The sequence below is a fragment of the Streptococcus mitis SK1080 genome (assembly GCF_000220085.1).
GTDB classification, from domain to species: domain Bacteria; phylum Bacillota; class Bacilli; order Lactobacillales; family Streptococcaceae; genus Streptococcus; species Streptococcus mitis_K.
The window spans coordinates 24,435-44,097 of the sequence record NZ_AFQV01000015.1 but is presented as its reverse complement, the minus strand read 5'-3'; the positions used below and the strand labels follow the sequence as shown (position 1 = coordinate 44,097).

General features: G+C 40.4%; 21 protein-coding genes and 1 pseudogene. 5 read left to right on the top strand and 17 right to left on the bottom strand.

Annotated elements, in window-relative coordinates:
* Positions 1-179: IS3 family transposase (locus HMPREF9957_RS12575; protein WP_004242311.1), on the top strand; the 179-nt coding region annotated here is incomplete at its 5' end.
* Positions 180-248: 69 nt separating this feature from the next.
* On the opposite strand, the gene HMPREF9957_RS06275 is transcribed toward HMPREF9957_RS12575, so the two are convergent.
* Both HMPREF9957_RS06275 and HMPREF9957_RS06270 read right to left on the bottom strand, forming a co-directional pair.
* On the bottom strand, positions 249-1,298 hold the full coding sequence (locus tag HMPREF9957_RS06275; protein ID WP_000653794.1) for an ABC transporter permease: 1,050 nt from the start codon (positions 1,296-1,298) through the stop codon (positions 249-251).
* A complete protein-coding gene (locus HMPREF9957_RS06270) occupies positions 1,295-2,026 on the bottom strand; it encodes an ABC transporter ATP-binding protein (protein WP_000889954.1) in 732 nt (243 codons plus the stop codon). The genes HMPREF9957_RS06275 and HMPREF9957_RS06270 overlap by 4 nt, the downstream gene beginning before the upstream one ends.
* Before the next feature lie 67 nt (positions 2,027-2,093).
* Here HMPREF9957_RS06270 and HMPREF9957_RS06265 point away from each other — a divergent pair, with 67 nt between their 5' ends.
* Positions 2,094-2,504 (top strand): HIT family protein, encoded by a 411-nt coding sequence (locus HMPREF9957_RS06265; protein ID WP_001278327.1) that lies wholly within the window; start codon positions 2,094-2,096, stop codon positions 2,502-2,504.
* Positions 2,505-2,513: 9 nt separating this feature from the next.
* Positions 2,514-2,801, top strand: coding sequence for a hypothetical protein (locus HMPREF9957_RS06260; protein ID WP_000777749.1), 288 nt, complete (start codon positions 2,514-2,516; stop codon positions 2,799-2,801).
* A gap of 452 nt (positions 2,802-3,253) precedes the next feature.
* Here HMPREF9957_RS06260 and dnaJ read toward each other — a convergent pair whose 3' ends face one another.
* The 13 genes from dnaJ to HMPREF9957_RS06195 all read right to left on the bottom strand — a co-directional run bounded on the left by dnaJ (position 3,254) and on the right by HMPREF9957_RS06195 (position 15,645).
* A complete protein-coding gene (dnaJ, locus tag HMPREF9957_RS06255) occupies positions 3,254-4,390 on the bottom strand; it encodes a molecular chaperone DnaJ (RefSeq protein ID WP_001066308.1) in 1,137 nt (378 codons plus the stop codon).
* Positions 4,391-4,588: 198 nt separating this feature from the next.
* Complete coding sequence (locus HMPREF9957_RS06250; RefSeq protein WP_000756353.1) at positions 4,589-5,221, bottom strand: DJ-1/PfpI family protein; 633 nt, start codon at positions 5,219-5,221, stop codon at positions 4,589-4,591.
* A gap of 215 nt (positions 5,222-5,436) precedes the next feature.
* Positions 5,437-7,260, bottom strand: a complete 1,824-nt coding sequence (gene dnaK / locus HMPREF9957_RS06245) for a molecular chaperone DnaK (protein ID WP_000034667.1) — start codon at positions 7,258-7,260, stop codon at positions 5,437-5,439.
* A gap of 368 nt (positions 7,261-7,628) precedes the next feature.
* Positions 7,629-8,153 (bottom strand): nucleotide exchange factor GrpE, encoded by a 525-nt coding sequence (gene grpE / locus HMPREF9957_RS06240; protein WP_000046042.1) that lies wholly within the window; start codon positions 8,151-8,153, stop codon positions 7,629-7,631.
* A gap of 26 nt (positions 8,154-8,179) precedes the next feature.
* Positions 8,180-9,214 (bottom strand): heat-inducible transcriptional repressor HrcA, encoded by a 1,035-nt coding sequence (gene hrcA / locus HMPREF9957_RS06235; protein ID WP_000255759.1) that lies wholly within the window; start codon positions 9,212-9,214, stop codon positions 8,180-8,182.
* Positions 9,215-9,374: 160 nt separating this feature from the next.
* Positions 9,375-9,887 (bottom strand): DUF2812 domain-containing protein, encoded by a 513-nt coding sequence (locus tag HMPREF9957_RS06230; protein ID WP_001088690.1) that lies wholly within the window; start codon positions 9,885-9,887, stop codon positions 9,375-9,377.
* 34 nt (positions 9,888-9,921) lie between these two features.
* Entirely contained in the window at positions 9,922-10,497 is a 576-nt protein-coding gene (locus tag HMPREF9957_RS13765; RefSeq protein WP_004242305.1) for a DUF2812 domain-containing protein, read from the bottom strand.
* The gene (locus HMPREF9957_RS06220) at positions 10,497-10,817 is read right to left on the bottom strand and encodes a PadR family transcriptional regulator (protein ID WP_000423971.1); all 321 of its coding nucleotides are present in this window, start codon (positions 10,815-10,817) and stop codon (positions 10,497-10,499) included. The genes HMPREF9957_RS13765 and HMPREF9957_RS06220 overlap by 1 nt, the downstream gene beginning before the upstream one ends.
* Before the next feature lie 122 nt (positions 10,818-10,939).
* On the bottom strand, positions 10,940-12,286 hold the full coding sequence (glnA, locus tag HMPREF9957_RS06215) for a type I glutamate--ammonia ligase (protein WP_001122887.1): 1,347 nt from the start codon (positions 12,284-12,286) through the stop codon (positions 10,940-10,942).
* 36 nt (positions 12,287-12,322) lie between these two features.
* Positions 12,323-12,679, bottom strand: coding sequence for a transcriptional repressor GlnR (gene glnR / locus HMPREF9957_RS06210; RefSeq protein ID WP_000659548.1), 357 nt, complete (start codon positions 12,677-12,679; stop codon positions 12,323-12,325).
* A gap of 76 nt (positions 12,680-12,755) precedes the next feature.
* The gene (locus HMPREF9957_RS06205; RefSeq protein WP_000119914.1) at positions 12,756-13,283 is read right to left on the bottom strand and encodes an FUSC family protein; all 528 of its coding nucleotides are present in this window, start codon (positions 13,281-13,283) and stop codon (positions 12,756-12,758) included.
* Positions 13,284-13,418: 135 nt separating this feature from the next.
* Positions 13,419-14,618: a phosphoglycerate kinase gene (locus HMPREF9957_RS06200; protein WP_001096780.1), complete on the bottom strand. Its 1,200-nt coding sequence runs from the start codon at positions 14,616-14,618 to the stop codon at positions 13,419-13,421.
* 319 nt (positions 14,619-14,937) lie between these two features.
* Positions 14,938-15,645 carry a hypothetical protein gene (locus HMPREF9957_RS06195; protein WP_000035012.1) on the bottom strand — a complete coding sequence of 236 codons (708 nt, stop codon included), beginning with the start codon at positions 15,643-15,645 and terminating at the stop codon, positions 14,938-14,940.
* Positions 15,646-15,902: 257 nt separating this feature from the next.
* Between HMPREF9957_RS06195 and HMPREF9957_RS13555 the strand changes: the two are divergent.
* Both HMPREF9957_RS13555 and HMPREF9957_RS06190 read left to right on the top strand, forming a co-directional pair.
* Positions 15,903-16,103: pseudogene (locus HMPREF9957_RS13555) on the top strand (IS630 family transposase); the annotation flags it as partial.
* Positions 16,104-16,186: 83 nt separating this feature from the next.
* On the top strand, positions 16,187-17,818 hold the full coding sequence (locus tag HMPREF9957_RS06190) for a Na/Pi cotransporter family protein (protein ID WP_000026671.1): 1,632 nt from the start codon (positions 16,187-16,189) through the stop codon (positions 17,816-17,818).
* A 203-nt stretch (positions 17,819-18,021) separates the two neighbouring features.
* On the opposite strand, the gene HMPREF9957_RS06185 is transcribed toward HMPREF9957_RS06190, so the two are convergent.
* Both HMPREF9957_RS06185 and pepA read right to left on the bottom strand, forming a co-directional pair.
* A complete protein-coding gene (locus tag HMPREF9957_RS06185) occupies positions 18,022-18,318 on the bottom strand; it encodes a bacteriocin immunity family protein (protein ID WP_000230142.1) in 297 nt (98 codons plus the stop codon).
* Positions 18,319-18,339: 21 nt separating this feature from the next.
* The gene (gene pepA, locus HMPREF9957_RS06180) at positions 18,340-19,404 is read right to left on the bottom strand and encodes a glutamyl aminopeptidase (RefSeq protein ID WP_000209174.1); all 1,065 of its coding nucleotides are present in this window, start codon (positions 19,402-19,404) and stop codon (positions 18,340-18,342) included.
* Positions 19,405-19,663 lie beyond the last annotated feature (259 nt).

Genomic DNA, 19,663 nt, shown 5'->3' with positions numbered 1-19,663 from the left:
AATCCTTCTTTGGTATTTTGAAATCCGAAATGTTTTATGGTTATGAGAAGACGTTTAAATCACTTAATCAATTGGAGCAAGCTATTGTAGACTATATTGATTACTACAACAATAAACGCATTAAGGTAAAATTAAAAGGACTCAGTCCTGTGCAATACAGAACTAAATCCTTTACTTAAATTATTTGTCTAACTTTTTGGGGTCAGTACAATTAAACTCAACTTCTTTTTTGTTTCATATAAGCAATGTTAGTCCTGCATCTGACGTTTTACCTGATAAGGCAAATACAAAACTTGTAAAACCAAACCAGCTCCCAGTAAGGCTAGAAGGGCTAGTTTTTCTTGGAAGGTAATCAACCCAACAACTAATTCCACTACTAAGACCAAACTGGTCAATCCTCGGACTACCGCCTGCAAGCCTTTTTCCTTTTGCCCCTTGTCCAGCGGAAAGAGTTGGGTCAAATACTGGTAGTCAAAGGCATGATAGAGGGCCAGCAACTGGAAGAGCAAGAGGTAGTTAAAGAGAACTACCACTGCTGTCGCAATCCAAGCTTGCTCGATAAAGACCTGCGCCAGCAAGGAAAGTAGGAGCAGACGAAGACTGAGGGCAAAGAGGTCTCCATTTCGCAGATAAGAACGCAGATAGAGATTTTGCCAAATCTTTCCAGGCACCTTTTGAACAACCTTTAGGATAAAGTCCAGATAGACACGACGCTTGACGCTGTTTGAAATTCCCTTTACCTGGGTAAAGAGGGCAAAGAAACGAAGCAAGACTTGCTTACGCTTGCTTTCTTGAGAAATAACATAGTCCCAGTCTAGTCCAGTTTCAGTAAAAAACTTGCTGGCCTTTTGACGAAAGAGGAAATATTTACCTAACCCAAACAAAAGCACATAGATTAGGAAGACAGGCAAGCCATAGCCCATTGCTAAAAATAAAGGCGCAAATAACAGCAAGAAAAGGGTCTGGACAAAGAGCCAAAAGACTAGGGAAATGCCAGTTTGACGCTTGAGATGGAGCTTGATTTCCTCTTCTCCGACCAAGAGAAAGAGCTTGTCTGGAGCCTCCATATAGGTGGCAATTCCACCCCAAAGCAAAAGTAAAACAGACGTAATTCCTACAAACAAAAGGATAGGCCAATGATTTTCAGGAAAATCTTGCAAGAGTTGACTGTACTGGTAGGCTAGAAAGCCCAACAGGACAAGTAGGAACAAGACAAAGTGGTCATTGAGAACATAGCGCAGATAACCGACACACTCCTTACGAAAAGCCTGCTTTCTCTTTAAAAACAAGTCTTTCATAGCTCCTCCTCTTTGGTCAGAGCCAAGTAAATATCATTCAAACTAGCCTCAGGCATATCAAAGGCTTCGCGCAGTTGCAGGAGATTTCCCTTAGCACGCACCTCTCCCTTGTGAAGAATGACAAAAGCATCACACATCTTTTCCGCTGAATCCAGCACGTGGGTACTCATGAGAATGGACTTGCCCTTTTGCTTTTCCACTTCCAAAAGCTGAATCAAGTCTGCAATAGCCAACGGATCAAGACCAAGGAAAGGCTCATCCACGATAAAGAGACTTGGATCCACCACAAAAGCACAGATAATCATGACCTTCTGCTTCATCCCTTTTGAAAAATGAACAGGAAACCAGTCTAATTTCTGGTCCAGACGGAACATTTTTAACAAGGGTTCTACTCGATCAAAAGCCACTTTCTGCTCAATACCATAAGCCATGGCAACCGTTTCGATATGCTCTCTGAGGGTCAATTCCTCATACAGACTAGGTGTCTCAGGAATGTAGCCAATTTGCTTGCGGTAGCTCGTTGCATCTTCTTGCAGGGTCAAGCCATTGATATTGATGGAGCCACTATAAGGTGTCAACAGACCGATAATTTCATTAATAGTCGTCGATTTCCCAGCACCATTGAGACCAATCAAACCGACCAACTGCCCACTTTCAACAGTAAAGGACACATCTTTCAAGACCGGGACATGAACATAGCCACCTGTCAGGTTTTTAATTTCTAACATATTTTCTCCAAATCTGGTATAATGTAGCTATATTATATCAAAATTCAATACAGTAGAGGTAGATTTTATGTCAGATTGCATTTTTTGTAAAATCATCGCAGGGGAAATTCCTGCTTCAAAAGTATATGAAGATGAGCAGGTTCTTGCCTTTCTTGATATCTCTCAAGTGACACCAGGACACACCTTGGTCGTACCCAAAAAGCACTATCGCAATCTTTTGGAAATGGACGCTACTAGCGCAAGCCAACTCTTTGCCCAAGTACCAACAGTGGCTCAAAAAGTCATGAAAGCTACCAAGGCTACTGGTATGAATATCATTGCCAACTGTGAAGAAATCGCTGGTCAAACAGTCTTTCATACCCACGTTCACCTCGTGCCTCGCTACAGTGCGGACGATGACCTCAAGATTGATTTTATCGCCCACGAACCAGACTTTGACAAACTCGCTCAAGTCGCTGAAACTATCAAAAACGCCTAAGGAGTTGCCATGAAATTATCTAATCTACTGCTATTTGCAGGAGCTGCAGCCGGAAGTTATCTGCTCACAAAAAATCGCCAAACCATCACAGATGAAGTCTTGAATACAACTGACCGCGTTCAAGCTATCAAGGACGATGTGGATATTATCCAAAACAGCCTGCAAATCATCGACCAACAAAAAGAACTCATCAAGGAATATCAAGAAGACCTGACTTACAAGTTTAAGGTCTTGGAAAAGGATATCCAGACTAGACTAGCTGTGATTAAAGAAACACAGGAAATCGAAGATAAGTAAAAAGAGCCCGACGGCTCTTTTTAAAAACGTAAACAAGTCATATCCCATCAACTATACTTCATAATTTAGGCAACTCATACTCAATAAAAATCAAAGAGCAAACTAGAAAGCTAGGCACAGGCTGCTCAAAACACCGTTTTGGGGTTGTGGATATAACTGACGAAGTCAGCTCAAAACACGGTTTTGAGGTTGTAGACAAACCGACGCTGACGTGTTTTGAAGAGATTTTTGAAGAGTATTATTCACCGTTTCATAACTAAATCGAAGACTTTCCCAGGTTTTCCGCCGTAATGAAAACACCTGAAACAGTTTGGTTTCAGGTGTTCGGAAACTTTGAGACCTAGGTTCAAAGTTTAGATATGGAACTTCGAAGAAGGTCGCTACCATCCGTCATTACTTAAGGAAAGTTTTAAAAAATCTATAAACAAAAGAGCCCAACGGCTCTTTTTGCTTTATTCTCCTTCAAAGGCATCTTTAATATGGTCAAAGAAGCCTTTTTTCTTTGGATTGACTTTTAAATCACCAGCAGCTGCGAATTCTTTCAAGGCTGCTTTTTGGCGGTCGTTCAAGCCTGTCGGTGTTACGACATTAACGGTAACGTATTGGTCACCAACTGCACCACCACGAAGGCTCGGAGCTCCCTTACCACGTAAACGGAATTTCTTACCAGTCTGAGTTCCCTCTGGGATAACCAATTCAACATCACCGTGAACAGTTGGAATATCTACTGTATCACCAAGAGCCGCTTGGACAAAGTTGAGGTTGAGATTGTAGAAGATAGTCGTTCCTTCACGTTCAAACTTATCGCTGGCTTCCACAGAAACTACTACATACAAGTCACCATAAGGTCCACCGTTAAAGCCTGCTTCACCCTGACCTGCTAGGCGAATTTGTTGACCAGTTTCCACACCAGCAGGAATTTTCACATGTACACTATGGGCTTGTTTTTCATGGCCTGTCCCGTGACAAGTTGTACATGGATCTTTAATTTCTTTTCCACGACCGTGACAGACATCACAGGTTACTTGACGACGCATCATACCAAGAGGAGTTTGTGTATCGACGTTAATGACACCAGCGCCATGACAGCGTCCACAAGTGACTGGACTTGTTCCTGGTTTAGCACCTGAGCCATTACATGTACTACAGCTTGCTTCACGATTGTACTTAACCTCTTTTTCAGCTCCAAAAATAGCTTCTTCAAAGGTCAAATTCACACGATACTGGAGATCATCTCCTTGACGAGGAGCATTTGGATTGCGCGAGGCACCGCCTCCGCCGAAGAAACTTGAGAAGATATCTTCAAAACCACCGAAGCCTCCTGCCCCGTCAAAGCCGCCGAAACCACCTGCACCACCAAAGCCACCATTGGCACCAGCCGCACCATATTGGTCATAGGCAGCCCGTTTTTGGTCGTCACTCAAAGTCTCATAGGCTTCCTGAACTTCCTTGTATTTTTCCTCAGCACCAGGCTCCTTATTGATATCTGGGTGATATTTTTTCGAAAGCTTACGATAAGCCTTTTTGATCTCGTCTGCCGAAGCGTTTTTTGACACCCCCAGACGATCATAAAATTCAGTATTGTTCATACAAGATACCAAGACCGTAAAATTCGACTGAAAAATAGGAAATCTGACGCTGGAGCGATGCTCCTAGGCAGATTTATCTTTTTTCCGCGAATTTAGGTCGGGTTCAATTCCTTTCTGTTATATTGAGTAAGAAATTTGGGAACCCGTGTTCAATTCCCTGAACACCCTTGTTCCTTTCTATAATTTTCATGTAAATCTTTAGAGGCTGTTTTCTATACTCTGCTTCACTTGATTAAACTCTTCATCTGATAGAGTAAATATCAAATCCTCTTCAGCATACTCGTTCTGTTCTTTAAAATAGTTGTCCGTATTCTCTGACAACCCTAAACCGAAAATCACTTTTCTTGCAAACTCTTGATGTGCAAAACCGATAGCCGTAATGATTTGTTTATCTTGGACAAGAACTTTCGGTTGGAAATTCTCACGTGGAAGAAATTCAAAATAGTCAAAGAAGTTTTGCCAAATTCCACCTGTAAATTCCGTGTCGTTCAACAAGCCTGCTTTCGCCAATAAAAGGGGCGCTGAAGAAATGGCTGCAATTAGGATATCTTGCTCATTAAGACTTCTCAAAAACGAGATCAATTTCTCATCTTGTAGAGCAGGACCTATATTTACCATTCCTGGCAAAATCACACAAGAATAATCTTCTATACGGATCTGATCCAATGTTTTCGTCGGTTGACAGGACAAACCATCCTCAGAGACCACTATCAAATTCTCAGAAGCTACATAATCAATCGTGATATTAAAAGACAGAGCTAAAGTACTTGTTAAAGAGGCTATCTCATAAAGAGAAAAATTAGGATAAATGACACAAAGTACTTTTTTCATACGCAACACCCTCTATTTTATCGAAAAACAGAGGCTGGGTTGCAACCTCTGGATTTCTTCTTATCATTACGACGTTCGAGTTTTAAAAATCAAACTAGTAATGCTAAATCGAGCACGCCCTAACCTCTTGGTGAAAAAGACAAATCTTTCTAGAAACTAAAGTTTCTGCGTCAGATTTCCTATTTTCACTGTGAGGTTTTAACGGGCTTTGCATCTTACTTTTCAGTAAACTCTCCGTCTACGACGTCATCGCCTGCGTTTCCTGTTGCTTGTGCACCTTCTGCTCCTGCTTGAGCTTGTTGAGCTGCGGCGGCTTGTTCGTAGAGTTTAACAGCAAGGCCTTGAGCTTTTTCGTTCAATGCTTCAAGTTTTGCTTTCATTTCGTCCAAGTTGTTGTCTTCTTGAGCTTTCTTAAGGTCATCAAGGGCAGCTTGGGCAGCGTCACGTTCTGCGTCGAAGCCTTTGCCTTCAGTTTCCTTGATTGTCTTTTCAGTCGCAAAGATGGCTTGGTCTACTTCGTTACGAAGGTCTACTTCTTCTTTACGTTTCTTATCTGCTTCAGCGTTAGCTTCTGCATCTTTCATCATGCGGTCGATTTCTTCGTCTGTCAAACCTGAGTTAGATTGGATCACAATAGTTTGTTCTTTTTGAGTTCCAAGGTCTTTAGCCTTAACAGACACGATACCGTTCTTGTCGATATCAAATGTTACTTCGATTTGAGGAATTCCACGAGGTGCAGCTGGGATGTCTGTCAATTGGAAACGTCCAAGAGTCTTGTTATCTGCTGCCATTGGGCGTTCACCTTGAAGAACGTGGATATCAACGGCTGGTTGGTTGTCTGCCGCAGTTGAGAAGACTTGTGATTTAGATGTTGGAATTGTTGTGTTACGATCGATGAGTTTTGTAAAGACTCCACCCATTGTTTCGATACCAAGTGACAATGGTGTTACGTCAAGAAGGACAACGTCTTTAACATCACCAGTAATCACACCACCTTGGATCGCAGCACCCATAGCAACTACTTCGTCAGGGTTGACTGATTTGTTTGGTTCTTTACCAGTTTCAGCCTTAACAGCTTCTACAACGGCTGGGATACGAGTTGAACCACCAACAAGGATAACTTCGTCGATTTCTGACAAGCTCAAACCTGCATCTGAAAGGGCTTGACGAACTGGCACTTTTGTACGTTCTACAAGGTCACGAGTCAAATCGTCAAATTTCGCACGAGTCAAAGTCATTTCCAAGTGAAGAGGTCCAGCCTCACCTGCAGTGATAAATGGCAAGCTGATTTGTGTTGAAGTTACACCAGAAAGGTCTTTCTTAGCTTTTTCAGCTGCATCTTTCAAACGTTGCATTGCCATCTTGTCAGTAGACAAGTCAATACCGTTTTCTTTCTTGAATTCTGCTACCAAGTGGTCAATGATTTTTTGGTCAAAGTCGTCACCACCAAGTTTGTTGTCCCCTGCAGTTGACAATACGTCGAAGACACCGTCACCCAATTCAAGGATAGAAACGTCGAATGTACCACCACCAAGGTCAAATACCAAGATTTTTTCTTCTTTATCAGTCTTGTCCAAACCGTAAGCAAGGGCTGCTGCTGTTGGTTCGTTGACGATACGTTCTACTTCAAGACCAGCGATTTTACCAGCGTCTTTTGTTGCTTGACGTTGAGCATCGTTGAAGTAAGCCGGAACTGTGATAACTGCTTTGGTTACTTTTTCACCAAGGTAGTCTTCAGCATAACCTTTCAAGTATTGAAGAATCATAGCTGAGATTTCTTGTGGAGTGTATTCTTTTCCGTTAGCAGAAACTTTTTCAGAAGTTCCCATTTTAGACTTGATAGAGATAACTGTATCTGGGTTTGTAACTGCTTGGCGTTTTGCAGCATCACCAACGATGATTTCGCCGTTTTTGAATGAGACTACAGATGGAGTTGTGCGGTTTCCTTCTGGGTTTGCGATGATTTTGCTTTCAGTTCCTTCAAGAACTGCAACTGCTGAGTTTGTTGTACCTAAGTCAATACCGATAATTTTAGACATGTGTTTTTCTCCTTAAATTTTATATTCTATTTTCTTTTTGATACTCTTCTTAAGTGGCGGCGCCGTCAGAGCTTGACTTCGTCAATCTCTTTGACTAAACTTTGAGCCTAAGGTCTCAAAGTTTGCGCAAATAGCGCCACGGCAAAGAGTATCGTCTTTGGTTCGCTTCGCTCACTATTGCAAAGCCAAATATATTTTATCTTTCTTCATAGTTTAGTGTCGTTTCGGACAAGTTTTCAATGTATTTATGTTACGACACGAGGAGTCGAAATCGATATTATTTCGACGACGAGTTAGTAAGGAGGCTAGGCAAACGCCATAGCGATTGCCGTTTTCTGACGAGTTGCTTTAGCTACCGTCAGAATTGCCTAGTTATACACCACTACCATTGCTGGGCGTAGGATGCGGTCATGGAGTTTGTAGCCTTTTTGGAAGACTTGGGCGATGGTATCTGCTGGGTGTTCATCGTCTGCTGGGAGAGTTTGGATGGCCATATGGTAGTTATGGTCAAATTCGCCATCAGCTGCGATTTCTTCGATTCCTTCTTCTTTCAAAGCGTGAATCAAGCTTTCTTGCACCATCTCCAATCCTTTTTTGACGTCCTCTGTCAAACCTTCAACTGCAAGTGCACGCTCAAGGTTGTCAAGCGATGGTAAAATTGCTTTTGCCAAGTCCTGGCTACGATAACGTTGCAAGTTTTGACGCTCTTCATTGGCACGGCGTTGGATATTTTGCATTTCCGCATGAGCGCGAAGGTATTTGTTTTCGAACTCATCTGCACGTTCATTTGCCAAGTCCAACTCAGACTTCTCAGGAGTTGTTTCTTCTACCGTTTCCACAACTTCCTCTTCTTGGACTTCTTCTACTTCTTCATTTTTTATATCTTGGGCCATTTTCGCCTCCTTTAATGATTTCAATCTTAATGTACTTCGTAATGATTACTGCTGAGGTAGCGGTAAAAATCTGTCAACTTCATGGTCAAAACACGATTGACTACATTGACTTGGTTGATTAGCTGTTGGTAATCCAGATTAACCGGACCGATAATTGCCAGAATTCCAACTCCCCGATAAGGAATGAGAAACTTACTACTAATCACAGCTAGGTCAGCTAGACAGGACTCTTGACTGTCTGCAACACGGACATTTTGCATCTGATCTTCACGCAGTCCCTCACGAATCTCCAAGGCCACCTTTTGCGGTTGGTCAAAGAACTGATAAGCTGCCAGATTGGCAAAATTCAAGAGATTAACCTTGCCCGCCACCACAATGTTTTCGTTGAACATTTCCTTAAAGATATGTTCAAAGAGATCGATAACATTGTCCGTTGTTGTAAAGTAACGCTGGATAATCTGCGGAATCTCCGTCCGAATCTTGTAGTGAATATCTAGAACGGTGTGGCCGAGGAAACGTTCCTGAATGATGCTCTTCAGCTTCAGCAAATCCTCCTGCAAGAAGTTTCTTGGAATCAGAAACTGACTGGTAACCGTTCGAGACTCGTCTAGGGTAAATACCGCCAAGGCTGTATGTTGCCCCAAAACAACGATATCAAAGGCTGTCAAACGTTGTCTGCTCGGCTCAACATCCAGTGCTACTACCGTACAGCCACTCAAGTCTGTCAGTAGATTAGCAGCCTCTTGCAGAATATCCTCCAATTTGAAGAATTCCTGATCAAAGGCTTTGACAATCTCATATACCTCATTTTCAGCCAGTCTGTCAAAATCCAGTGAGTGTTTTACATAGTACTGAAAACCAGCAACACTTGGCATCCGACCACTTGAAGTATGAGCCTTCTCAAGCAAACCTTGCTTTTCTAGAGCCGCCATGTCATTACGAATGGTTGCACTGCTAGAGTTAATAGACTCTTGCAAAGCTTTGGATCCGACAGGTTCGTGCGTTTTGGTAAAGATGTCAATAATGAGATTTAGAATATCCTGCTGACGCTCTGTAACCATCTCATCACTCCTCTCTGTCTGATCAATTAGCACTCGATACACTTAAGTGCTAACTTATGATTCTATTATACACCCTTAAAAGAGAATGTCAAGATAAAAACTCAAAAAATTAGCACTCTTTTATCAAGAGTGCTAAAAATCAGTCTACAGACCGAGAAACTCACCTTCCATCTACTCGGTATTTCCTTTTAAGTCTGAAAAAACCATGGATTAGATAAGAAATCATAAAAGCATATAGAGCAAAAATGACAAAGAAAGATTGCGACAATTCTTCTCGAAACAAACTCATACAAACAACAAGACCACCTAAGAAAGTAGCTGTACAGGAACGAAGTCTATATCGTACAACTTCCCATCTGAGTCTCTTACTCATATAGACTTGATCCTCTGAAAGTATATCAGAAGCCGATTTACGAAGAATCGAACAAGAACCTGCTCCTATCAATTCCCAACCTCTATCTCTAAAATCTTGCAGTTCATGCTTATGCTTTTTAAGAAACCTAGAATCATAGATACAGTAGATAACATCGTCTGGTTGACATTGGTCAAAATAGAACAAACCAAAACGACTAGTTCTATACTTCCAACCTTTCAAATGCATCTCATGTAAATATCCTTCTTCCTTGTCCAAATCAACAATGGTGAAAATCCGAAATTCTACTCTGCTATTCATTGCCTTACCCCAAAATTAGAAAACATGCCTGGCGTTATTTATCAGATAATTCTTTCCACTTTTGAAACAATCTCCAAAAAATATAAGAAATCTGAATCGCATGGACTATCAATAAAACACCATCTATTATAACAATCAAAAACATTTCCCAACTGAAAGAACTACCTCCAGTGACAAACTTTGTGAAAACCGGTAGTAGAGCTAAAAAGAGAAGCAAAATAGGAAGCATCCGCCTCGTTAAAATCCGTTTCACCATAGCTAACTTCCCAGCCGCGTCATTATAAATTTCAAACTCGGCATCCGACTCAATTCCAGAATGAAGCTTTCTAAAGTAGGAAAAACCATTAAAGTCTGTAATATGCCCCCATCCACAGTCTTTAAATAATTGTAAATAGGAGGCTCTCTCTGATTTTTTCATAGGATAAAAGTCCAACTGATAAGACACCTGCTCCGGTTGGCACTTTTCAAAAGTATACTTAACCGCAACTACTAAGTTAGAGTAGGTCACTTCCTTGAGTTTCCAGCCCTCAGCATGCATTTTTCTAAGATATAAAGCCTCTCTATCATAATCCGCAATGGTAGCAATTCTATAAACAACCTTCTTTTCCATCATCTTTCCTCCAGACTGTTTCTATAGAGCCGTTCAATACGTTTCAATTCAATATCTAAGACTTTTCTTCCCAAGTCTGTAATCTGATAGATTTTACGCTTCTCCTCTTCTCGGACAAAGGAAATCAAACCATCCTTTTCCATTTTTGACAAGGTTCCATACATAGTTCCAGGACTAATCGAAACTTGCAAATCTGTCATCTCCTTGACCTTTTGCGTAATACTGTACCCATGACCTTCCTTTTGCAGACAGAACAAGATATAAAAGCCCGTTTCCGTCATCGGAAGATAAACTCGACGAATCTTATCCGTTAATTCCATTTATAGCTACCTCCTATCCAGTTCGATATATCGCACTTCGTTATATAAAATATATCACACCTCGATATAAAATACAAGAAAAAAAGATTATCCTCACGGACAATCTTCCTTCTATATTAGTATTAGTAAAGGTCTAAATAATTATCAATTTCCCATTGTGAAACGAAGGTTGCATAACTTGCCCATTCGATTCGTTTGGCTTCAAGGAAACTAGTATAGATATGTTCTCCAAGAGCCACTCTGACAACTTCATCTTCTGTCAAAGCTTTCAAAGCGTTGTGAAGAGTTGATGGAAGGTCTGTAATACCAGCTTCCTTACGCTCTTCTGCTGTCATGATGTAGATATTTTCTTCGATAGGAGCTGGTGCTTCGATTTTATTTTCAATACCATGCAAACCAACCTCCAAAAGAACAGCCATAGCGATGTATGGGTTAGCCATTGGATCCACTGAACGCAACTCAAGACGAGTTCCCATACCACGTGAAGCAGGCACGCGCACAAGTGGCGAACGGTTACGACCAGCCCAAGCAATGTAAACAGGCGCTTCATAACCTGGAACCAAACGTTTGTATGAGTTAACCGTTGGGTTCATGATGGCAGTATAGTTGTAGGCATGCTTAATCAAACCGCCAAGGAAATGGTAGGCCGTTTCTGACAACTGCATTCCTTTTGGATCATTTGGATCAAAGAAAGCATTGTTTCCTTCTGCATCAAACAAGGACATATTACAGTGCATACCTGATCCGGCAATACCAAATTTTGGTTTTGCCATAAAGGTTGCATAAAGACCATGTTTGCGAGCAATGGTTTTAACAACAAGTTTGAAGATTTGAATCTTATCACAAGCACGGAGAACTTCATCATACTTAAAGTCAATTTCATGCTGTCCAACCGCAACCTCATGGTGACTCGCTTCTACTTCAAATCCCATTTTGGTCAAGACATTCACAATCTCACGACGTGTATTGTCCGCAAGGTCAGTAGGCGCCAAATCAAAGTAGCCACCCTTGTCATTTACTTCAAGCGTTGGATCCCCATTTTCATCGAGCTTAAATAGGAAGAATTCTGGCTCTGGTCCAAGGTTGAAGGATTTGAATCCCACTTCTTCCATGTGACGAAGAGCACGTTTCAAATTGCCACGAGGATCTCCTGCAAATGGTTCACCTTCTGTTGTATAGACATCACAGATCAAACCTGCAACACTTCCATTTTCATCTCCCCAAGGGAAGACTGTCCATGTATCCAAGTCAGGGTACAAGTACATATCCGACTCATTGATACGTACAAAACCTTCAATAGAAGATCCATCAAACATAGCCTTATTTGACAAGACTTTATCTAACTGTTCATCTGTAGCAGGAATTTCGACGTTTTTCATGGTTCCCAAAATATCTGAGAACATGAGACGGATAAAGGTAACATTTTTTTCCTTGACTTCACGACGAATATCTGCAGCTGTGATTGGCATGAGTTTTCTCCTTAATGTATGACTACTTGCGGTTGCCTAACCGCGACCAAAAGGTGACCGTACTGAAGCAAAGCGACCCTGTTGGAGGAGTTCATTGTGAAGTGCACGACGCACCTCAGTCTGACTCACCGCTTTCTTGGATTTCGCTTCACGTTCAGCATATTTTTTCTTAATGGCAGCGATATTATAACCTTCAGAGATATAATCTTTGATTTCAAGCAGACGATCCATGTCATTCAAGGAATACATGCGACGGTTCCCTTCGTTTCGATCAGGCTTAATCAACTCTTGATCTTCATAATAACGAATCTGACGCGCCGATAAATCGGTCAACTTCATAACACTGCCGATAGGAAAAACAGCCATATTTCGGCGAAATTCTTTTTCCTTCATTTACAATTTCCTTCTTTCTGTCTATTATAGTCTAAAAAAAGACAAACGTCAATTGATAATGTTATAAAATGTAACATTATTTTTCTTTTTTCTCTAAAAAGAGCCGAATACGATCAATATCGTAATTTACGAGAATTGCGACAAAAACTCCCATGAAAGTTTCTGATACACGTGCAAACACGTACAAAATTGTTTCGCCGCTCGGAATCGATAGGGTAATAATTAACATAGCTGCTACACCACCAATAACCCCTGCTTTGTTATTCATGGCTACATTTGTCATAATGGTTAACATGGTACAAATCGGAACAACAACTAAGGTTACCCAAAAGGCTTCGTGGAAAAAACTATTTATTAGGAAGAAAACCAAGGCATAGAGGCCACCGATACTATTTCCTAGAATACGCGAAGTCCCAAAATGGACACTCTTATCAAAACTCTCCCTCAGGCTAAAAACGGCTGTCAAAGCACCAATTTGAAGACCTTTCCAACCAAAAAAGCCAAAAATCAAGAGAACTAGAAAAACAGCAATACCTGTTTTAAAGGTTCGCATACCAAGTTTGAACTGGGATTTATCGAATTTATATTTTTTAAAATAACTCATAATCTCAACTTTCTATTTCCATTTTATCATAATTTGGGGAATTTTATGAGCAATAGTTGAGAGGAAACGTTTTTATTTTAATCAAAAGAAAAGAGGAACTTTCATCCCTCTCTTCTTTGACTTGTTTATAAAATCTTATTTTTCTGTCAAGGCTGCAAGTCCTGGAAGAACTTTACCTTCAAGAAGTTCCATTGATGCTCCACCACCAGTAGAGATCCATGAGAATTTATCTGCACGGCCAAGGTTAATCGCTGCGGCAGCTGAGTCACCACCACCGATGATTGATTTAACGCCTGGTTGTTTCACGATAGCGTCCATCACACCGATTGTTCCAGCTTGGAAGTCTGGGTTTTCAAACACACCCATAGGTCCGTTCCATACAACTGTTTTGGCACCAGTCAAAGCTTCGTCAAATTTAGCGATAGATTTTGGACCGATGTCAAGACCAAGGAAGCCTTCAGAAACTGCTTCACCTTCAGTGTCACGTACTTCAGTGTAGCCAGCAAATGCGTTAGCTTCTTTTGAGTCAACTGGCAAGATCAATTTACCATTTGCTTTTTCAAGAAGAGCTTTAGCAACATCCAATTTGTCTTCTTCTACAAGTGAGTTACCGATTTCGATACCTTGTGCTTTGTAGAATGTGTAAGTCATACCACCACCGATAAGAACTTTATCAGCTTTTTCAAGCAAGTTTTCGATAACACCAATCTTGTCTGAAACTTTTGAACCACCAAGGATAGCCACGAATGGACGTTCTGGAGTTTCAACTGCTTCTTGGATGTAGGCAATTTCGTTTTCAAGAAGGAAACCAGCAACTGCTTTTTCAACGTTTGCTGAGATACCAACGTTAGATGCATGTGCACGGTGAGCTGTACCGAATGCATCGTTTACGAAGATACCATCTCCAAGTGATGCCCAGTATTTACCAAGTTCAGGATCGTTTTTAGATTCTTTCTTGCCGTCAACATCTTCGTAACGAGTGTTTTCAACCAAGAGAACTTGTCCATCTTCAAGAGCGTTGATAGCTGCTTCCAATTCAGCACCACGAGTGACACCTGGGATAAATTTAACTTCTTGTCCCAACTTAGCAGCCAAGTCAGCAGCTACAGGAGCAAGTGATTTACCAGCTTTGTCTGCTTCTTCTTTTACACGACCAAGGTGAGAGAAGAGGATAGCACGTCCACCTTGTTCAAGGATGTACTTGATAGTTGGAAGAGCTGCAGTGATACGGTTGTCGTTGGTAATCACGCCATCTTTTACAGGTACGTTGAAGTCAACACGAACGAGAACTTTTTTCCCTTTCAATTCAACGTCTTTAACAGTCAATTTTGCCATTAGATATGACTCCTTCTTTTTTTATACGTGTTAATTATATCACAAAATCAGCAAAAGAGATAGAAAAACCCTAAACTTTTCTTGTTCTTTTACCACTGTAAAAATTGACTCATCTACCTGTAGACTTTATCTTAGCAAACTCTATTTCCTTTCCTTAAAATAGTAGAACAAGGTAAAAACTATAATCCCATTTAGGATTGTATAATTCATTAAATCAAATTTAATAACTAGTTTTAAAAACATTGTTTTATCCATACAAAAAACTAGCATCTAATTCATTTTCAGACTACTTTCTTGAACTTTTAAAGAGTCGTTTCGTTCAAATTTTCTTAAATACAACATTACAATATTCCTTATTCTCCCATTTCTTACTATCTCTCCTTAATTTAAAAAGATCAGATCCTTTCAATTCTATCTTCTTGTTTTCAAGTATATAACTCTCAATATATTTTACTTCTTTATCGTTAATTTCTTTACACCTGAACCCACTCCCACCGCGTGGTGAATGCTCAAACATATCAAGGATATATTTATCTTTTATTTCAATTAATTCTTTATGTTTAGTTTGTGCTTGATAACTCTCCTTGGAAGCAACTATAGTATATCGTCTCTTTGGTCTACTACTTTTTTTAGGATGATCAATTCCAGCCCACTGATAATGATCTACATAAGAAAAATCATCATATTTTATTGTTGAAAGCTTAACATCATTATAGTGTTCAAAAGGGTAATCACCTACTTTTTGTGGTTTATCGCTCTTTTCCCAATAAATTATCTCGTCTACAATAAATACTAAGTCAACAAACCACTTATCATCTGATGGAGTTCCTTGTCTGGTAAACCAAAATAACGTATCTCCCTTTTTAAGTTGAGATGCTTTGATTTGATTGGTTTTACAAAATGTATTCAAAAATCTTTCGCTCCAAACATATGGATCTTGATTCCCTTTAAAATTATCACAGTATACACTAGTATCATCAATTTTTACTTCAATTCTATTTTGATGTAACATAATATAATTTGCCATAATATGCATTCTCCTATGTCATGTTCTATTTTAAAAGAAAAAATCTCTGTGATTCGTAAATAAAATCATAAAAATGTTATTATATTTAAATAGTGTCCTAGATAGATTATATAATTTACATTATTAATCGTCAATAAATCTTGTGATAAAGTTTTATTATAATTAATGAATTCAAAGTCTTTCATAACTTTTTCTAAAGCAAGAAAGATACCATTAATACTAGACTAAAATCAAAAAAACATCTTATAATAGTAGTTATGAAACTTACAAACGAAGAAATACAAAAAATTGAAAAACTCCTAAGAGATTCATCGTACACCAAATATCACAAACGTCTACAGATTATTTATTTCCGCTCAAAAGAAAAGAGTTATAAGAAAATCATGAATCTGCTAGATTGCACTAAAACAACTGTTTGGAGGAATTTTAAAAAATGCCAAATTTTCTTTCTAAAATCTTAGCTTAACACTTGTTAGATTTACTTTTATCCTTTAAAATAGAATAGGAGAAATTCCGTTATTATTTTTCGGAGGAAAAAGAAATGTCCATTAATTGGCAGGAAATTTTATTTCACTTTTTAGGTGGTCTGGGACTATTCTTATATAGTATCAAGACCATGGGAGACGGTTTGCAACAAGCTGCTGGAGATCGCCTTCGTTTTTACATTGACAAGTACACCAGCAATCCCTTTTTAGGTGTTCTAGTCGGAATTGTCGTGACTGCCCTGATTCAGTCAAGTACAGGGGTTACAGTCATCACGGTTGGACTTGTCAGCGCTAGCCTTCTCACTCTTAGACAGGCTATCGGAATTATCATGGGAGCCAACATCGGAACTACCGTCACTTCCTTTATCATCGGTTTCAAGCTTGGTGAGTATGCTTTACCTTTGATTTTCCTTGGAACCATGTTCCTCTTCTTTACAAAAAACAGAACAGCAAACAATATCGGACGCATCCTGTTTGGTGTAGGAGGAATCTTCTACGCCCTCAACCTCATCAGTGCCGGTATGAGTCCTCTTAAAGATTTACCACAATTCAAGGAATACATGGTAACCTTGGGACAAAATCCTGTGTTGGGAGTTTTTGCCGGTGCAGTGATTACCGTCCTCATCCAAGCTTCTTCTGCGACAATCGGGATTTTGCAAGGTCTCTATGCAGGTGGATTCCTTGACCTTAAAGGTTCGCTACCAGTTCTCTTCGGTGATAATATCGGGACAACCCTAACAGTTATCATCGCGGCAGCTGGAGCCAATGTCTCTGCGAAACGCGTTGCTGCCACCCACGTTACCTTTAACGTTTTAGGGACTATTCTTTGCTTAATCTTATTAGGTCCATTTACATCTATGATTGAGTACTTCCAAGCACTCCTTCACCTCTCACCTGAGATGACCATCGCCTTCTCGCACGGTGCCTTTAACGTAAGTAACACCATTGTACAATTTCCATTCATCGGAGCCTTGGCCTACTTTGTAACTAAGCTCATCCCTGGTGAAGATGAAGTTGTCAAGTACGAACCACTTTATCTTGATGAGCATTTGATTAAACAAGCTCCATCAATCGCTCTCGGAAATGCCAAAAAAGAACTCCTTCACTTGGGAAATTATGCTTCTAAAGCCTTTGACCTTTCATACAACTACATCATTGACCTTAATGAAAAGGTTGCTGAAAAAGGCCACAAGACGGAAGAAGCCATCAACACCATTGATGAAAAATTGACTCGTTACCTGATTACTCTTTCAAGTGAAGCCCTTAGCCAGAAAGAAAGTGAAGTTCTGACCAACATCCTGGATTCATCCCGTGATTTGGAACGGATTGGGGACCACGCAGAAGCCCTAATCAATCTGACTGACTACCTTCAACGTAAAAATGTTGAGTTCTCTGAAGCTGCTTTGGAAGAACTAGCTGATATCTATCAAAAAACCACTGGCTTTATCAAGGATGCCCTTGACAGCGTGGAAAACAATAATATTGAAAAAGCTCAAAGTCTGATTGAACGCCATAAAGAAATCAACAATATGGAACGTGTTCTCAGAAAGACTCACATCAAACGCCTCAACAAGGGCGAGTGTTCAACACAAGCTGGGGTCAACTTTATCGATATTGTTTCCCACTACACTCGTGTATCAGACCATGCTATGAATCTGGCTGAAAAGGTCATCGCTGAACAAATCTAATGCTCTTCGAAAATCAAATTCAAACCACGTCAACGTCGCCTTGCCGTACTCAAGTACAGCCTGCGGCTAGTTTCCTAGTTTGCTCTTTGATTTTCATTGAGTATAAGAACCAAGAAGCTATCCTAAATTGGATGGCTTTTTTCTTTTCCTAACCAAGAATTGCTTTTCTACCATATAGAAAAATGCTTTGATTCACAATGGAATCAAAGCATTTTAAAGAGTTCCCCATACATAAGGGCAGAAGCTGCGGTTCCCCTGTACTTGGCTTCTTCTCTTTTGATAAAGCGAGCCAAGTTGAGCAACTCAGGTGCCGGATGTCTAGGATTCTTGAGCAATTCACGATTGACCAGGCCTGCGAGACGGACTGCCAGCAATTGCTCATTTGTAGTAGGCAGTTTTTTAGCAGTCTCTAGGAGAGCAGCAACTAAATCTTCACTCAAATCATGTCGAGCATGATTGTAAAGATCTTTTATAAGGCTTTCTAGGTTTGGTTCTACCATCCCTACCACCTCCCTTATGGTTTAATAATTTTTAATCAAATCAACTGTTGAACGATCCAATTTTTTCACCAAGGCTTGCAAGAAAGCTTGAGCTTCTAGGAAGTCATCCATAGCGTAGAGGGTTTGGTGAGAATGGATATAACGAGCGCAAACACCGATTGTTGTTGATGGGACACCACCATTTTTCAAATGAGCTGCGCCAGCGTCTGTGCCGCCTTTACCACAGTAGTATTGGTACTTGATTCCAGCTTCTTCAGCCGTTGTCAAAAGGAAATCTTTCATTCCTGGGAGAAGCAAGTGACCTGGATCGTAGAAACGAATCAAGGTTCCATCTCCAATCTTGCCTTGACCACCGTAGACATCACCTGCTGGTGAACAGTCAACTGCGAGGAAGACTTCTGGGTCAAACTTGGTTGTAGATGTATGAGCACCGCGGAGACCAACTTCTTCTTGGACGTTAGAACCCAGATAGAGTTCATTTCCGAGTTTTTGACCTGACAGAGCTTCCGCCAACTCGCTCACCATCAGAACACCGTAGCGGTTGTCCCAAGCTTTTGAGATGATATTTTTCTCATTGGCTGTCAAGATTGCAGAACTATCTGGTACGATGGTGTCGCCAGGACGGATGCCAAAGCTTTCTGCCTCAGCCTTGTCCGCAAAACCGCCATCAAAGACGATATCTACAATAGCAGGCATAGTTGGACCACCCTTACCACGAGTCAAGTGTGGAGGGACAGAACCCGAAATCACAGGAATTTCACGACCATCACGAGTCAAGAGTTTGAAACGTTGGCTGCTGACTACCATGGGGTTCCAGCCACCGATTTCTACGACACGGAAGGTACCATCTGGCTTAATCTCACTAACCATAAAACCAACTTCATCCATATGAGAAGCGACCAAGACGCGTGGCGCATCCGCAGCTTCTGAATGTTTAATCCCGAAAATACCACCCAAGCCATCTGTCACCACTTCATCCACGTGCGGTGTTAACTTTTCACGAAGATAAGCACGAACAGGTGCTTCATGACCTGAGATAGCAGCAAGTTCTGTTACTTCTTTGATTTTTGAAAATAATGTTGTCATTTCAGTTCCTTCTTTCTTTCATCCATTTTACCACTTTTTATAGGAGAAGGATAGCGGGAAGGTGGATTTCTAAGCTAGTATCTTAGTCTTGCTCTATCTTAGAAAAAGATTGTATTTTCTTGCATGTGAGGTAAAATCTAAGAACTATTCCAAGATTAATCAAACTATTAATTCCCAAACAAAAAAATAATTCAATGATATATTTTTCATGTTTTCATGAAAATTATAGAAAATAGTTGACTTTCCTTCCCTCTTTCTT

Coding starts and splice junctions, on each gene's coding strand:
- HMPREF9957_RS06275 (WP_000653794.1), bottom strand. CDS start 1,298: ATGAAAGACTTGTTTTTAAAGAGAAAGCAGGCTTTTCGTAAGGAGTGT.
- HMPREF9957_RS06270 (WP_000889954.1), bottom strand. CDS start 2,026: ATGTTAGAAATTAAAAACCTGACAGGTGGCTATGTTCATGTCCCGGTC.
- HMPREF9957_RS06265 (WP_001278327.1), top strand. CDS start 2,094: ATGTCAGATTGCATTTTTTGTAAAATCATCGCAGGGGAAATTCCTGCT.
- HMPREF9957_RS06260 (WP_000777749.1), top strand. CDS start 2,514: ATGAAATTATCTAATCTACTGCTATTTGCAGGAGCTGCAGCCGGAAGT.
- dnaJ (WP_001066308.1), bottom strand. CDS start 4,390: ATGAACAATACTGAATTTTATGATCGTCTGGGGGTGTCAAAAAACGCT.
- HMPREF9957_RS06250 (WP_000756353.1), bottom strand. CDS start 5,221: ATGAAAAAAGTACTTTGTGTCATTTATCCTAATTTTTCTCTTTATGAG.
- dnaK (WP_000034667.1), bottom strand. CDS start 7,260: ATGTCTAAAATTATCGGTATTGACTTAGGTACAACAAACTCAGCAGTT.
- grpE (WP_000046042.1), bottom strand. CDS start 8,153: ATGGCCCAAGATATAAAAAATGAAGAAGTAGAAGAAGTCCAAGAAGAG.
- hrcA (WP_000255759.1), bottom strand. CDS start 9,214: ATGGTTACAGAGCGTCAGCAGGATATTCTAAATCTCATTATTGACATC.
- HMPREF9957_RS06230 (WP_001088690.1), bottom strand. CDS start 9,887: ATGAATAGCAGAGTAGAATTTCGGATTTTCACCATTGTTGATTTGGAC.
- HMPREF9957_RS13765 (WP_004242305.1), bottom strand. CDS start 10,497: ATGGAAAAGAAGGTTGTTTATAGAATTGCTACCATTGCGGATTATGAT.
- HMPREF9957_RS06220 (WP_000423971.1), bottom strand. CDS start 10,817: ATGGAATTAACGGATAAGATTCGTCGAGTTTATCTTCCGATGACGGAA.
- glnA (WP_001122887.1), bottom strand. CDS start 12,286: ATGCCAATCACAGCTGCAGATATTCGTCGTGAAGTCAAGGAAAAAAAT.
- glnR (WP_000659548.1), bottom strand. CDS start 12,679: ATGAAGGAAAAAGAATTTCGCCGAAATATGGCTGTTTTTCCTATCGGC.
- HMPREF9957_RS06205 (WP_000119914.1), bottom strand. CDS start 13,283: ATGAGTTATTTTAAAAAATATAAATTCGATAAATCCCAGTTCAAACTT.
- HMPREF9957_RS06200 (WP_001096780.1), bottom strand. CDS start 14,618: ATGGCAAAATTGACTGTTAAAGACGTTGAATTGAAAGGGAAAAAAGTT.
- HMPREF9957_RS06195 (WP_000035012.1), bottom strand. CDS start 15,645: ATGGCAAATTATATTATGTTACATCAAAATAGAATTGAAGTAAAAATT.
- HMPREF9957_RS06190 (WP_000026671.1), top strand. CDS start 16,187: ATGTCCATTAATTGGCAGGAAATTTTATTTCACTTTTTAGGTGGTCTG.
- HMPREF9957_RS06185 (WP_000230142.1), bottom strand. CDS start 18,318: ATGGTAGAACCAAACCTAGAAAGCCTTATAAAAGATCTTTACAATCAT.
- pepA (WP_000209174.1), bottom strand. CDS start 19,404: ATGACAACATTATTTTCAAAAATCAAAGAAGTAACAGAACTTGCTGCT.